The sequence below is a fragment of the Okeania sp. SIO2C9 genome (assembly GCF_010672455.1).
Taxonomy (GTDB): Bacteria; Cyanobacteriota; Cyanobacteriia; order Cyanobacteriales; family Microcoleaceae; genus Okeania.
This window is the reverse complement of record NZ_JAAHGO010000129.1, coordinates 1-14,567: the sequence shown is the minus strand read 5'-3', so window position 1 is coordinate 14,567 and position 14,567 is coordinate 1. Positions and strand designations below refer to the sequence as shown.

Sequence of the window (14,567 nt, the reverse complement as noted above, 5' to 3'; positions counted from 1 at the left end):
GGTGAGGATATATATTTTTTAATTTTTCCCACACTCCCCATCTCCCCACATTCCCCTCCACCGGAGGGGTGCGCGGGTGGGTCCCCATCTCCCCACACTTCCTTTACCATTACTATGCACCACCACCAAATATTGAAGTAATTATAAAATTATAAACAGATATTATATAACATAATTCTATGTGCAATTAACCAGATTTGATATTATACCAATTTTATGTGAGGTCGCACACAATTATGAAATTTATTAACTTGTGTATCTCGATCTACACTCAATCCCGATTAATATATTAGACATCTGGTGAAAAAGATATAGACTTTTTGTAAAAGTAAGGAATAGGGAGAAGGGAAGATGTTTTTAATAAAAAAACACAAAAAATGATTTTTTGAGTTATTACACTCTAGTTTATAGCAAATAAACCTGCCCTTTATTTTCTGGAGATGTCTATTATTCTATGCATCTTCTTAGCAGCTTATTATTAATTTGGTATAATCTAATATCTAGATAATTAACGATCAAAAAACTTTTTCCCTTCAAGCCTTTTCTTCCCTTCTGCCTTCTACCTTTCTTTCTCCAAAGTGTAAGTATTCAACCGGAAATTATATAAGTGTAGAGAAACTCAATAAAATTGCTATAAAACAACTAATCAAAAATCATAAACCATGAAATTAAATATTATTTACAAGCTAAAACTTAGGTTTTCCAAAGCACTAGAACAACTCAACTTCCTACAGATATTAATTATATTTATCATTCTCTTAGGATTGTGGGCAGCATTTGATTTGTCAACTAATATTTTGGCTGAATTTTTATGGTTTGAAGAACTTAATTATTTGCCTGTACTAATAACTAAACTACAAACAGAAACTTCGTTATGGATAATTACTTTTGTAATTACATCAGTCTTCTTTTTAGCAAATCTCAGAGTAGCGAGTATATTTAAATATCAAAAAAATCACAATCGAAAAACCGAAGTATATGAAGAAATGATGCTAATTCCACCAGTAACTATGCCGTCAAGTAAGTTGCGTATTGAACCCTCATTTAATCTCGGCGGGTTGTTATGTTTAGTGTTAGGATTAATTTTATTAATAGGACTTATTCTCACCCATTATATTCAAGTATTTACTGATTACTGGCATCCTGATTTCACAGTTGCGAAGGTATCTCCACAAATTCCTTCAGCATTGAGCATAGAATCAATTTGGCAAATATTCAGTAAAATACCTTCTAACTGGTGGCTATTAGGATTATTTATTGTATTAGGTATTATTGTCATTATTAATCCCGTATTATGGTTAAGTATATTTGCGATAGTGCTAAGTTTAATTTTTAGTTTTATTCTTTCAAATCATTGGGGAAATATATTACAACTATTTAATGCTACTCCCTTTGCTGAAAGAGAAGATTTATTTCATATTAATATCAGTTTTTATGTTTTTCAAATTCCCGTATTACAATTATTAAAATTTTGGTTAGTAGGATTATTTTTATATGGACTGGTCGCTTGCACTCTCATCTATTTATTGTCTGGAAATAGTCTAAGTAAAGGCAACTTTTATCAATTTTCCCAACAACAACAACGACATCTTCATGCTTTAGGTGGAGGCTTTATATTAACCATAGCCTATAGTTACTTTCTAGGTTGTTTTGAATTACTTTACTCTCCACGTGGTGTTATTTATGGTGCTGGCTACACAGATGTCAAAATTCAGCTTCCTGCTTATATATTTTTGGCAGTTTTAGCATTATTAATTGCATTATTTTTGTTTTGGCAAGCCATTTTTTCCATTAAAGATATTCAGCCTTATATTGAAGCCAGTCTCCGATTTTTACGATTGAGTCGCAGAAGGAAAAAAAAGAAAAAATTGAGTGCAAAATTATTTGCTGATAGCTACTCATTAAGAGCTATCTTAACATGGTATTTAACCATCGCAGTACTAACTGGTTGGTTATTACCAAAAATTGTACAAATAACCATCGTACAACCTAACGAAATAGAGCGAGAAAGTCCATATATTAAACGTAGTATTAAATTTACTAGAGAAGCATATTTCGATCCAGAAAAATTAGAAGTAAAACTATTTAACCCAGAAAATAAACTTACCTATACTGACTTAATAAATAATAAATTAACCATCGAAAATATTCGTCTTTGGGATACAAGACCAATTTTACAAACGAATCGACAATTACAAGAAATTAGACCATATTATGAATTTAAAAATGCTGATATAGACCGCTATACATTTCTGAAAAAAAAGGAAGAAAGAACAAAAAATAATCCTACCGAAAAACAACAAGTAATCATCGCAGCTAGAGAACTAAACTATGAATCTGTACCTCAACCAGCACAAACTTGGGTCAATGAACATTTAGTCTATACTCATGGCTATGGTTTTACTCTTTCTCCAGTTAATCAAGTTGAAGAAAGTGGATTACCAGAATATTTCGTTAAAAATATCGGACCAGATCCAACTATTGAAAAGAATAGTACCTTAGAAGTATTAGAAAGGATTAGATTCAGTATTCCTATTGGTAAACCTAGAATTTATTATGGAGAACTTACCAATACTCATGTAATTACCTCCACTGCGGAAAAAGATAGAGAATTAGACTATCCCAGTGGAGAAACAAACACCTATAACACCTATGGTGGCAGTGGTGGTATCGTCATTGGTAGAAGCTGGAAAAGATGGATATTTGCTAAATATTTGAAGAACTGGAGAATGTTGTTGACTAATAAATTTATACCTCAAACTAAAGTATTATATCGCCGCAATATTAATGCCAGAGTTCGAGCGATCGCTCCGTTTCTACGTTATGACCAAGACCCATATTTAGTAGTAGCAAATCCTCAATTTGGCAAACAAGATGTTACTCAAACAACTCCCAGTTATCTCTACTGGATTTTTGATGCTTACACTACAACCGATCATTATCCTTATTCCGACCCAGAAAATAACGAATTTAATTATATTCGTAACTCAGTAAAAGTTGTAATTGATGCCTACAATGGCTCAGTAAAATTCTATGTAGCTGACCCCAAAGACCCAATTATTAAAACCTGGAAAAAGATTTTTCCTAATATGTTTTCTCCCATAGCAGAAATGCCAAAAAGTCTCTATACTCATATCCGTTATCCAGTAGATTTATTTAAAGTACAATCCGAACTATTGGCAACTTATCACATGGATAACCCCCGTGTATTTTATAATCGGGAAGATTTGTGGCGGGTACCTATTGAGATTTATGGTAATCAACAGCAGAAAGTAGAACCTTATTATCTAATTACAAAATTACCAGCAGAAACTTCAGAAGAATTTATTCTTTTTTTACCTTATACTCCAGCAAGTCGTAATAACTTAATTGCTTGGTTAGCAGCTAGATCGGATGCACCAAATTACGGTAAATTACTTTTATATCAATTCCCTAAACAACGACTAATATATGGTCCAGAACAAATAGAAGCTTTGATTAATCAAGACCCAGAAATATCACAGCAAATTTCTCTTTGGGATCGTCAAGGATCAAAAGCAATTCAAGGAAATTTATTAGTAATACCAATGAATCAATCCTTGCTCTATGTGGAACCTATTTATTTAGAAGCAGATCAAAATAGTTTGCCAACTTTAGCTAGAGTTATTGTTTCTTATGAAAACCGAATTGTGATGAAACCAACTTTAGATGAAGCATTAAGAGAAGTTTTTGAAGTAGAACCATTAGAACAACCTGTAGTTGTACCATCTTTGGAATAGGTATATGAAGAAGGAAGAAGGAAGAAGTTAAATTTATTTTATGTAAACTAATAACTGATAACTGAAAAAGCTGATAAGTAGTTGTGCAAAATAAATTTCCTATTTGAAAGAGGCAACAGGCAACAGGCAATAGCGAGTCAGTAGGATGTTTCAACAATTAATAATTACCGATAAATTGTGGGTATGCGCCTCCCCTTTTAAGGGGATAAAAAGCGGTCGATATTCGGAGCTTCCCGTAGGGTGGGATGGCGAGGAAACCTCGCCATATCCAATCGACCAAGAGAAAAGAGAATTCCGTATTTTCTTGCCTCCTTATTGCAGAGGTACTGTTAACGCGGCGTTGCACAGTGACGAATGATTTTAGATTTTTGATTGAATTGAATTTTGGATTAATCAATTGCTAGAATGATTAATTAATAGTTTTTTTAGTCAAAGTATAAACTAATTTTTGGCAATATCATTCCATAATGTGCAACCCCAAATATAGTCAATGGTTATGTTTTGTGGGAGACTGTGCAACTGGCAGACTTGGCACAAACAAAACAACTATTCCCGGAATATAAGTCCATACATTCCCAAGTCTTGCAGGATGTTGTCCAAAGAGTACAAACAACAATGGATAACTTGTACCTTACCCGATAAAAATGGTAAGACCAGTGGTAGACCTAAATTCAAGGGGAAGCATTATTATAATTCGTTCAGTTATCCTCAGTTATCAAATACCAATATTGTTAAAAATGCTAACGGTCGTTTTTGTATCAATTTACCAAAAATTGGCTTAGTCCCTTTTGTCTTCAATCGCCCAATACCAAAAGGATTCAAGGTCAAGACAGGTACAGTAATTCGTGAGGCAGACGGATGGTATATCAGCTTAACAATAGAAGATAAAACTGTACCTTTGAGGCGTGCAGAAATTCAACCCACCTCAGATCACTCATGCATGTATTGATTTAGGATTGTTGCACTATGCTGTTACCAGTGATGGTGAGTTTATAGAAGTACCTAAGTTTTTGAGATTCTCTGAGCATCGTTTATCTAATACCATTTCTCTGTAACAATGCGCTTAATAATTATTGCTCAGACCTTATTAAACTGACTATTCTCATCTTTATATTACAGCGCTTTTCAAATTGATGAACCACATCTTCACAAGCAAAACTTTGTAGGGACGTTCCATGGAACGTCCCTACTGTGGTCTACCCAAATGAAAACCGCTGTAAGTGCAACTTCATGGAGAAATGGTATAAACTTCAGGTGAGATTGGCTAAAAAGTCCAAGTATTCCAAACCTTGGAAAATTCTCAAGGGTAAAATAGCTAAACTTCATCAACTAATAGCTAGACAGCGACTGGACTGGCAATTCAAACTTGCTTACCATCTGTTTTCAGATGTAAGGGTGATATTCCTTGAAGACCTACAGGTAGCTTCTTTACTCCGACGTTGCAAAGTAAAATTAGGTGATAATGGTCAGTTTTTGCCCAACGCTCAATCAGCTAAGTCAGGATTGAATAAGTCTTTACAAGATGCAGCTACTATCAATTTCTTGATATCTTAGAGTATGTAGCTTGGAGACTTGGCAAAAGAATTATCACGCGTAGACCCAAAAGGTACATCTCAACATTGTTGGGAATGCTTAAGTAAAGTTCCTAAAAGCTGATCAGAGCGTTGGCATTCTTGCAGTAATTGTGGCCAAGAACTCGACAGAGACTATAACTCACCCACCCCTCTAGCTCCCCTCCCGGGAGGGGATGGGGGTGGGTTGGATTGCTATCAACACAGGGGGAGGACATCACCTCTGTTAAAACTGCGGTTAGGGTTTCCCAGACTGAAGAATCCCGCGTTCGTCATCGTCATCGTCATCGTCATCGTCATCGTCATCGTCATCGTCATCGTCATCGTCATCGTCATCGTCATCGTCATCGTCATCGTCATCGTCATCGTCATCGTCATCGTCATCGTCATCGTCATGTCGCGTAAGTGCAACGTCGGGAGTATGTCAATAATCAGTAATTTATTAAGTTGCAAATCCTTTAATGAAACAGTGATCGCTCATTCAAAGTCTAACTTCTTTTCGTTGGTGGCCTACTGATAATTTATCAAAGGCTTGAAGAGTAGCGTTTGCGGAGCGTGGCGTCAGCCGTATCGCTCAGGTTTTACACAAACGATGCTACCGGACATGATATTACTCCTGTACCACCAGAAGTTGAACCGATTCAATGGCTACTGTTGACCACCTGAGAAATTACTTCCATCTCTTCCATCTGATAGTAATTTAGCAGCAGCTTCTAACATTTCTTCCTGAATATCTTGAATATCTTCCCTACTTTCTAAATAAGTTTTTAATGCTTTTAACGGATCGATACTATTACCTTTTGCCAATTCTGGTAAACGGGGTCTTGCTAACTGACTGACTAATTCTGGTTGAATAGTATAAGTATGTGCCTCACTTAAAGCTTGATGTAATACTCCATTATCAATCAAATCTAACTGCTCGGAACGTAACTGATAAATTAACCGAACTACAGCATCTTTTATCTGAGTTTTACTAATAGCTTTTAACAATTCAGCTTGTGGATTTTCTGCTTCGGAAACATTAACCTTAATAGTATAAAAATTTCGCACAGGCAAAGAACAAAATTTCCATTTAACAGCACCTTTTTCTAATTCAAGCAAAACAAAACCTTTCTCTTCTTTCTCCTCACTAAAATCTACTCTTTCAATACTACCCGGATAAATAATTGGTGGATTATTAGACTTATTCAAATTTTGATGTTTATGAACATGACCCAAAGCTACATAATCAAAACAATCACGATTTAACAAAGAAACAGGAATATTAAAACCTTTACCCACAGCTAAAAAACGTTCTGCACCTAAACTCGCTCTATCTGCCATTAAATGAGCTAAAAGTACCGTCGGAATTTCTGGATTTAATTGGCGAATTTCTGATTCTAATACTAACTTCAATTTTTCAATTAATAATTCATTAACTTTACTCATAGATAAACTTTCAGTCTCAGATTTGGTCATCAAACTAGAAGCAGTTAACCAAGGTAAAGTAATTACCTGAATAGCACCACTTTTAGTTTGAATATTGTGAGTTTCTAAGCGATCGCCTACCACTACTCCGGGCACTCCTAATGTACTATAAATACCTAAACTTGCCCCTCCTTGACCCTGGGAATGCTGGTCGTGATTTCCTACTAATAATACTGTGGGAATTTGAGCATCTACTAAACGACGTAATTCACGAGAAAAAGCTTGTTTTATGTATGGCGCGGGAGTTGCATCTGGAAAAGCATCTCCACCGAATAATACTAAATCGACTGGTTTAGAAATTGCTCTATCTATACAAAGTTTTAGACTAGAAATAAAGTCTTCGAGGCGAGTATTTAAACCTGTTTCTGGGTTGATACGACCATGGGAAAAACCACTACCAATATGAATGTCGGAAAGATGAATAATTTTTATCATTTTGTTGTGGTTGTGTGTGATTTTTTAATTGCGACTATAGATATTATAGGACTAATTGCATCTATTGCTTTTATAATTTTGTTTATTCTCGGTGTGCAATTGTTAGGAAAACTTTTTTAAACAGGGCTTACGCAAGGACGCTATCTGTAGGGGTAATTTATGAATTGCCCCTACAAAAAACACAATTTACCGAAAAATTGTGGGTATGCGCTTCCCCTTTTAAGGGGATAATAAAAAAAATTTTCATGAATTTGTCAATCCTCTTCAATTCATGGAGAGGTAATTATTCATTATTCATTATTCATTATTCATTATTCATTGTTGAAAGATATTTTGCGTAAGTCCTGGTAATCAAAAGTAGTAATCTGCCAAGATTCAATTATTTGCCAGCTCCCATCCACTATTAGAATTTTAAAACTTACTAGTGCCGCTACGCGGAAGTCAGAAGTCAGAAGTCAGAAGTCAGAAGTATTGATTGGTAAGGCTTTTAGGATTGTGTAACTGGTCAGTTATTTCCGCCATTCTGCACTAGAGGTACTTGACAATTGTTAGACAGAGTAGTACTAAAGCGCTCTACAATCATATAATTCCAGTTCAAGTGACCTTGATATAGAATGATGTTCACTTAGAACAATGCCTTTAATATAGAATCCGGGTAATTAGTTATCGTATTACTGAGGAGTAAGGAGTAACGAGTAACGAGTAAGGAGTAACGAGTAAGGAGTAAGGAGTAACGAGTAAGGAGTAACGAGTAATATCAAATCCAGTTGAATACTTAATTGTATTGTTGGGGGAGATGGGGAGATGGGGAGATGGGGAGATTGAATAATGAACATATACTATATAACCGGATTCTATATAATACCTTGGACTTCTATCTCCCCTCTAGTTCAATTACTCTATTTCATATTAAGTTATGTAAATTCACCTTCTCCTCTATCTAGTTTTCTTCTCTACTGATTAGGTTTTTTTCCATGATGCTAATAGCCAAATCACCTACTATTTCAAGGTTTTTCATAGTTTGTTTATTTGTTGAAGTTGATATTTTTCCTTTGAGACTCTTGTTTTTATGCCTCAGTGATCGCACGGATACAAAGCCCAATGCCGATAGTTTGTGTTTGTGATTATAGACACCTCAAACTCTTATATCATAATTAATTCCACTGATTTTAACCACTAAAAACACTATCGTCATTTTTAAAGATTCTGTAAAGTATAGCCAGAGAGGGTTGCATAATTTTCGGGAGGGGAGTTAGATTAAAGTTGTAGACAAACAAACATACTTTCCAAGGAGATTTAACCATGTTGAAAAACCTTTTAATCGCTGCTGCTGGTGTTACAATCGCTACTTTAACTGCCCCTGTGCAGGCAGCGACTATTTTCTGGAGTGATTGGACATCTGGTAATGTTATTGATGGTGGTTTCCAAGCCGAAGGTACTATCACTACTAACTCATCAACAGTGGATGTTACATACACAAATCCGCAAGGTATTGCTTTTTTTCAAGATGGTGTTGGCCCTGAAATTAATTATTGGCAACAGATGGGAGGTGGTCTAGATCCGGCAACATCCGCTTATACCAGTGACTTAGTAGATAACATCCCCACTGGGACAGATATGATTGCATTATTCCGTGCTGGAAACCAAACTCTAACCTTCTCTGAAACAATAGCTAATCCAGTATTTTCTTATGTCAGTCTCAATGGCAACGGCTATGCTTTCGACCAAGATTTTGAAATCTTAAGCGTCGGTGGAGCTTATGGTAATGCTTGTGGTTATTGGGGAACTTGACAGTTAAGCAAAAATTAACTATACTTATTTAAACTTACATATATTAGCGCGATCTTGTAGCAGTATGAGTAATTTATTAAGTAGACAAAAAGCTGCCGATTTACTGGGAGTGAGTACAAATACGCTTCGTAGATGGTAAACAGAGGGCAAAATTACTTGCAGTTGGTGGGCTAACTACAGAAGTTAAAAAGTTAGACATAAATGTACATAATTAGATATTTATTGTGATATTATTTAGACAGAATCTAATTTATGATCGGGAGGTACATCAAGTGCTTTCAATGAGCTCGATTAAGACCAAGCTCAAAGTTAATAACAAACAAAAAACACTGCTAGCCAAACACGCGGGTGTAGCTCGTCATGCCTATAACTGGGGATTAGCCACTTGCATTTCCGAGTACGAATCAACCAAGAAACGCCCTAGTGCTATCACTTTGCATAAATGTTTAGTGGCTGAAGTGAAAAGTCAAAATCCCTGGTACTATGAAGTATCAAAATGTGCCCCTCAACAAGCATTAAGAGATTTAGAAAGGGCATTTAAAAACTTTTTAACTATTCCCAAACGGGGATTTCCTAAGTTTAAGAAAAAAGGGAAAAAAGATAGTTTCTATTTGGAAGGAAGTATCAAAATTCTGCAAGGAAATTACATAAAACTACCAAAAATAGGAATAGTAAAAACTTATGAAATCTTACCCTCTGTACCAGTAAAAAATGTAAGGATATCTAAACGTGCAGGTAATTGGTACATTAGTTTTAAATATGATGATCAATATGATAATCGATCAAACCCTACTGCCAAAGAACGAGATGTTATCGGTGTAGATGTTGGTATAAATACTCTAGCAACTTGTAGTGATGGAACAACCTACGCTAACGTCAAAGCATATAAGCAAGCTAAAAAACGACTAACTCGTTATCAACGCCGTGTCAACAAAAAAGAGCCAGGCTCCAAAAACAGAGCCAAAGGCATGAAAAAACTAGCAAAACTGCACAAGAAAGTAGCTGATATCAGATCCGATGCACTACATAAACTAACAACATGGCTAGCTAAAAACCACAGCACCATTGTGATAGAAGATTTGAATGTAAGTGGAATGCTCAAAAAGCGGTGCGACCCCGCGACGACGCCAGTCGCACCTGGTAGCGCACCAAGAGATCATAAACTAGCAAGTGCGATAGCAGATTGTGGCTTTTATGAGTTTAAGCGTCAGCTTACATACAAGTGTGAATGGTATGGCAGTGAGCTAATAATAGCAGATAGATTTTATCCAAGTTCTCAAATATGTTCTCACTGTGGGGATCAACAGAAAATGCCATTGAGTGTGAGAACTTACAAATGTAGCAACTGTGGTTTTGAAGCAGACAGAGACTTTAATGCTGCTGTCAACCTGGAAAACTATGTGAGTCAGTAGGTGGAGTTCCCGCCAATTTGAAGCCTGTGGAGAAGACAAGTTACAGACTGCGGTCAGTGGTCTTCTGTGAGACAGGAAGCTAGCTCCAAAGCTCATGCAATCATGCTTGGGTAAGTTTGGGTAAGTTTAGTAGAACGGTTGCGGCACTTCTTACAAAGAAGTTGTCGATCTCGGTGATGGAAATTTTGAATACCGTTTACTGGGTACAGGTGAGCCACATGGAACTATTCAATTTACAGGTGCATTTGACTCTGTATCTTGGCGGAGTATGAGCGACGAATACTGGAATGGTTTTACAGTCGGTATTGAAGGAACAGCCGCAGAAGTATTGGAGGTCCCCGAACCTTCAACCCTTTTTGGCTTCCTAACCCTAGGAACTTTAGCTGCGTGCAGTAACCTTAAAAGTTCAAGGAAAAAGCTTGACGAGGATAAGGTTGATTAGTAAGAAGTTTTCTTCACTGCTCACAGTAAGCTGCTTAAGTGCCAGCATTCCGCAGGTAGGCCAGAAAAAAAATAAGGCATAAACATCTTTGAATCTGCTTTCTGAAACTCTCCTATGCACTATTTTAGCTGAAACAGTAATCTCTGAGCGATCGCCCCTCCAAAAACAATAGCGTTTAAGGGGAGATCGCCTCTGCAACAAGCCATCTGTTACTAAGCTAACTTTGGCGTTACATATTTGTGGATTGATTTTATTTTTCATTTTTGGAGAAGTCTAATGCTACTTTCCGAAAATCACTCTATCCTCACCAAACAAAATCACCCTCTCCCCCACCCTAACCTGAGTATCTAAACCACTACCCAAAATCTCAACCTCCGGAGCAATACCATTTTGCACAGTCATCACCACAAAAAAATTCTCACCCCCACTCACCAATATTTTCCGACCCCTCTGAGTCTCCTCAACATCAACCTTAACCTCAGTAGGCGTAACAAAAATTGCCCTCATCGTCGCCCCAGAACCAGCTTTTAACAGAAAACCATTATCCTCAATAACCACCTGCTCCTGAGTATGCATCACCCAAACTTTCTCCAGCGTATCCCCAGAAAACCTATCCACCACCACAAACAAACCAGGCACACCCGACACCCCACTATAGTCAACAGCAAAAGACCGCAACGACTCAAAACCATTATTTTCAAACACATTATCCATATCCATACTCACAACCCCCGACCCATCCATCTCCGCCTCAAAAAACCTTGGTTGAGCAGCTCCTTCTCCAGCCATCTTCCCCACAACCACAACATTTTCATCCCCTCTTTTACCATCATCAGGACCAGCACTCGCCCAACGTCCTCCCAAACCCCAAATGCGAAAACCACCAGCCTCCGGAAACGACCACGAACTTTTCAAAGGTTGTTGCTTCAAATAAATACTTGCCACAAAATCATTTTTATCCCGCCACTCGTTACGAAACAGATAAAAACCTTTTTCATCATCCACCAATACCCGCCCAAATACCTTTGCTGGATTTTTAGGTCTTAAACCAGTAAAGAAATTAAAATTCAACAACCTTTCCACAAAACCTTCCGGCGAACCATCCGAAATATCCATTAAATTCTCAGAATATGCCTCCAGAAGAAAAGCAGCCTCATGGGGTTTCTTAATAGCAAAAGAGCGATCGCCCTCCCAACCAAAATGACGATTAAAAAACCACATCACCCCAGGCAAAAATTCTTCTGGTACGCTATTCCACCCAAGAGAAAATAGAGACTTTACAGGAGCCAGACGATGACGTCCGTAAGTAGGCACCGATACATCACCCTTTTCCCCAACTATCCGCATCACATAGTGAGACAAAAACCATTCCGCATTAGAATTTGTCACCAAATCTTTGCCCAGAACATTTTCATAAGCTTGAAAAAATGGTAAAAGCGTTAGTATCCAAGGTTCAATAGCATAAAGGTCTCCCTCAGTGCCAAAAGAGCGATCGCCCACCGCAGTATCAAGATAACGCTGAATATTCCGTTCAGAAATTTTCAACAGTCGTCTCACATCAGTAGGTTCAGAAAAATATTTTTCTGGTTCAGACAAAATTGCTAATGCTGCCAAACCAGCAGCTCCCCGCGCTCTTCCACTCCAGTTACTCCAAGGATATGCATTCCAACCTTTGCCACGAGTACCTGCAATTAATATTTTTGTCTGTTGCGCTAACCAGTCTGTAATTTTTTGCACTCGTTGCTCATCCCAAGCGTTATAACAGAGGTCGTAAGCTAAGGCCACACCTGCCACAATAGGGGCGTGCTCCAACAATCGTGGGCCAGGATTATTCAGGGATTTTTCTACTATTTGCCATCCTGTCTCTGCTGCTTGGGGGTCATCGTTTAATAGGGATAAGAAACAATGACCTGCTGCATGATATCCACCATTGGGAACATATCCTTCATAATATATTTTTTGTTGGAGAGTATTTTCGAGTCTAGCAAAAATAGCTTTACCTATAGGGGTATTGGCTTTTTCTCGTAATTCTGCAAGTTGATTTTGACGGAAAATTAGCCGTGGATGCTCTCTAGGAGATATGGGTGTATGGTTTGATATTTTTCTGGGCAAGTAAGGCGTAATATTTCCTGTAACTTTCCCACTGACAACTTGTTGATTAAAGGTGCCTGAATAACTACCAACTATCTGCTGTTTATCTTTTTTATCAGTTTGCAATTCGATTAAATATTTAGCTGTTCCACCGCCGACCCAAGGGTCAGGATTAATATTGATTTTTACTTCCAACTGCCAGGTATTATCTTTTTTGATAATGTCAACAATACCGTCATGGTCTGCTTGATTAAATGTTGGAGCAAAACCCCATATTTCTGTTTCGCATTGGGATTTTTGACAAACTAAATCTAAGGTAATGTCTTGATAGGTAATATTTTTGTCTGCTTGTTTCGATAGTGCATTGTCTAGGATAATACTAATATCTCCTGATAAATCTGTTGTGATTAATTTTTGTCTAGAAAATTCTGCAATTCCTGCAGTTAGTAAACATATAGTTGATAGAGTAATAATTTTTTTTCGTCTCATTGTTAATTATTGGCAAGATTTGAGTAAAGTAAATTTATAGCCAATTTAAATCATTTGTAATATCAAGCGTGAAAAAAAAATGCTACAAAAAGGTAGATTTCGAGCGGATATGCTTAAGAGCTGATTTATAGACTGAGTTGAAATTCCTTTCTAGCATGGGTTTGTGGAAAATTATGCCCTAGGGGCTTAGATAGTGTTAAACCCTTACACTGTAAAGCATTTATCCTCTCAAGATTTACTTTATAAATCAGCTCTAAAAATAGCTTTTCCAATTAATTTTAGATATTTATTTCTATTGTTTTTCCCTTTTTCTCAAAATTTCCCACTTCTTCCTTCTTTTGTAGGGATGTTGCATGCAACGTCCCTACCATTTGTAACAAACATCGATCACGCTTGGTATAAAATAACTTTCCTTGCACAAAAAAGGTTGCAGCTCTATTAGACATCTGGTAAAACCAAAAATCAAATCAATTATCGTACATAAATCATCAATTATTTTCCCCTACTCCCTATGCATGGAGGAGATGTCTATTGATTTAGCTTTGCTTCAGACTCACCCCTGAGTGAGTGCTTTAGGGAATGATATGACTATTGCGGTATTCGCAACAGAGAGCAGAAATTAGCTTTGCTTCAGACTCACCCCTGAGTGAGTGCTTTAGGAAATGATATGACTATTGCGGTATTCGCAACAAAGAGCAGAAATTAGCTTTGCTTCAGACTCACCCCTGAGTGAGTGCTTTAGGAAATGATATGACTATTGCGATATTCGCAACAGAGAGCAGAAATTAGTTTGACTACAACCTACAGACGTTGCATACAACTACCCACTCCCCTACTTCCCTACTCAAGGAAACATAGAAAAATTTTTGAGATTTGGTATTTTCTTTCCTCCTGACTTTAATTATTTCATTGACATCCTCCCGACGTTGACCTGCACCTGCAGCGCGGGATTCCCATCCATCAAAACAACCGAAGTTGAATTGACTCAGGGCGGGTAGACGACTCATCGCCATCAACTACCTTTTTACGGGTAGAATTACGTCGGCTCCTCGTCTTGTTTAACGTCTCGGACTGCCCGCCCGCGACGACAGCCTCCTGCGGAGGAGCTACG

The 14,567-nt window shown here is 37.3% G+C and carries 12 protein-coding genes; 8 read left to right on the top strand and 4 right to left on the bottom strand.

Annotation, left to right across the window (positions count from 1 at the left end):
* The first annotated feature begins 662 nt into the window (after positions 1 to 662).
* The 4 genes from F6K23_RS38250 (at position 663) to F6K23_RS38235 (ending at position 5,734) form a co-directional block, all read left to right on the top strand.
* Complete coding sequence (locus tag F6K23_RS38250; RefSeq protein WP_293166102.1) at positions 663 to 3,758, top strand: UPF0182 family protein; 3,096 nt, start codon at positions 663 to 665, stop codon at positions 3,756 to 3,758.
* Positions 3,759 to 4,347: 589 nt separating this feature from the next.
* Complete coding sequence (locus F6K23_RS38245; protein WP_293166100.1) at positions 4,348 to 4,707, top strand: hypothetical protein; 360 nt, start codon at positions 4,348 to 4,350, stop codon at positions 4,705 to 4,707.
* A gap of 281 nt (positions 4,708 to 4,988) precedes the next feature.
* Positions 4,989 to 5,312 (top strand): hypothetical protein, encoded by a 324-nt coding sequence (locus F6K23_RS38240; RefSeq protein ID WP_293166098.1) that lies wholly within the window; start codon positions 4,989 to 4,991, stop codon positions 5,310 to 5,312.
* Positions 5,313 to 5,521: 209 nt separating this feature from the next.
* Entirely contained in the window at positions 5,522 to 5,734 is a 213-nt protein-coding gene (locus tag F6K23_RS38235) for a hypothetical protein (RefSeq protein ID WP_293166096.1), read from the top strand.
* Positions 5,735 to 5,977: 243 nt separating this feature from the next.
* On the opposite strand, the gene F6K23_RS38230 is transcribed toward F6K23_RS38235, so the two are convergent.
* On the bottom strand, positions 5,978 to 7,231 hold the full coding sequence (locus tag F6K23_RS38230) for an exonuclease SbcCD subunit D (RefSeq protein ID WP_293166094.1): 1,254 nt from the start codon (positions 7,229 to 7,231) through the stop codon (positions 5,978 to 5,980).
* A 779-nt stretch (positions 7,232 to 8,010) separates the two neighbouring features.
* Here F6K23_RS38230 and F6K23_RS38225 point away from each other — a divergent pair.
* The 4 genes from F6K23_RS38225 to F6K23_RS42580 all read left to right on the top strand — a co-directional run bounded on the left by F6K23_RS38225 (position 8,011) and on the right by F6K23_RS42580 (position 10,876).
* Positions 8,011 to 8,175 carry a hypothetical protein gene (locus tag F6K23_RS38225; RefSeq protein WP_293166092.1) on the top strand — a complete coding sequence of 55 codons (165 nt, stop codon included), beginning with the start codon at positions 8,011 to 8,013 and terminating at the stop codon, positions 8,173 to 8,175.
* A gap of 358 nt (positions 8,176 to 8,533) precedes the next feature.
* Entirely contained in the window at positions 8,534 to 9,022 is a 489-nt protein-coding gene (locus F6K23_RS38220) for a hypothetical protein (protein ID WP_293166090.1), read from the top strand.
* A 281-nt stretch (positions 9,023 to 9,303) separates the two neighbouring features.
* Entirely contained in the window at positions 9,304 to 10,434 is a 1,131-nt protein-coding gene (locus F6K23_RS38215) for a transposase (protein WP_293166088.1), read from the top strand.
* A 268-nt stretch (positions 10,435 to 10,702) separates the two neighbouring features.
* Complete coding sequence (locus F6K23_RS42580; RefSeq protein ID WP_367267947.1) at positions 10,703 to 10,876, top strand: PEP-CTERM sorting domain-containing protein; 174 nt, start codon at positions 10,703 to 10,705, stop codon at positions 10,874 to 10,876.
* A 279-nt stretch (positions 10,877 to 11,155) separates the two neighbouring features.
* Here the strand turns inward: F6K23_RS42580 and F6K23_RS38210 are convergent, their stop codons facing one another.
* The 3 genes from F6K23_RS38210 to F6K23_RS38200 all read right to left on the bottom strand — a co-directional run bounded on the left by F6K23_RS38210 (position 11,156) and on the right by F6K23_RS38200 (position 14,463).
* Complete coding sequence (locus F6K23_RS38210; protein ID WP_293166086.1) at positions 11,156 to 13,456, bottom strand: hypothetical protein; 2,301 nt, start codon at positions 13,454 to 13,456, stop codon at positions 11,156 to 11,158.
* A gap of 278 nt (positions 13,457 to 13,734) precedes the next feature.
* Positions 13,735 to 13,902: a hypothetical protein gene (locus F6K23_RS38205; RefSeq protein ID WP_293166084.1), complete on the bottom strand. Its 168-nt coding sequence runs from the start codon at positions 13,900 to 13,902 to the stop codon at positions 13,735 to 13,737.
* Between the two features lie 348 nt (positions 13,903 to 14,250).
* Complete coding sequence (locus F6K23_RS38200; RefSeq protein WP_293166082.1) at positions 14,251 to 14,463, bottom strand: hypothetical protein; 213 nt, start codon at positions 14,461 to 14,463, stop codon at positions 14,251 to 14,253.
* Between the last annotated feature and the right edge of the window lie 104 nt (positions 14,464 to 14,567).

Coding starts and splice junctions, on each gene's coding strand:
- F6K23_RS38250 (WP_293166102.1), top strand. CDS start 663: ATGAAATTAAATATTATTTACAAGCTAAAACTTAGGTTTTCCAAAGCA.
- F6K23_RS38245 (WP_293166100.1), top strand. CDS start 4,348: ATGTTGTCCAAAGAGTACAAACAACAATGGATAACTTGTACCTTACCC.
- F6K23_RS38240 (WP_293166098.1), top strand. CDS start 4,989: ATGGAGAAATGGTATAAACTTCAGGTGAGATTGGCTAAAAAGTCCAAG.
- F6K23_RS38230 (WP_293166094.1), bottom strand. CDS start 7,231: ATGATAAAAATTATTCATCTTTCCGACATTCATATTGGTAGTGGTTTT.
- F6K23_RS38220 (WP_293166090.1), top strand. CDS start 8,534: ATGTTGAAAAACCTTTTAATCGCTGCTGCTGGTGTTACAATCGCTACT.
- F6K23_RS38215 (WP_293166088.1), top strand. CDS start 9,304: ATGAGCTCGATTAAGACCAAGCTCAAAGTTAATAACAAACAAAAAACA.
- F6K23_RS42580 (WP_367267947.1), top strand. CDS start 10,703: ATGAGCGACGAATACTGGAATGGTTTTACAGTCGGTATTGAAGGAACA.
- F6K23_RS38210 (WP_293166086.1), bottom strand. CDS start 13,456: ATGAGACGAAAAAAAATTATTACTCTATCAACTATATGTTTACTAACT.
- F6K23_RS38205 (WP_293166084.1), bottom strand. CDS start 13,902: ATGTCTAATAGAGCTGCAACCTTTTTTGTGCAAGGAAAGTTATTTTAT.
- F6K23_RS38200 (WP_293166082.1), bottom strand. CDS start 14,463: ATGAGTCGTCTACCCGCCCTGAGTCAATTCAACTTCGGTTGTTTTGAT.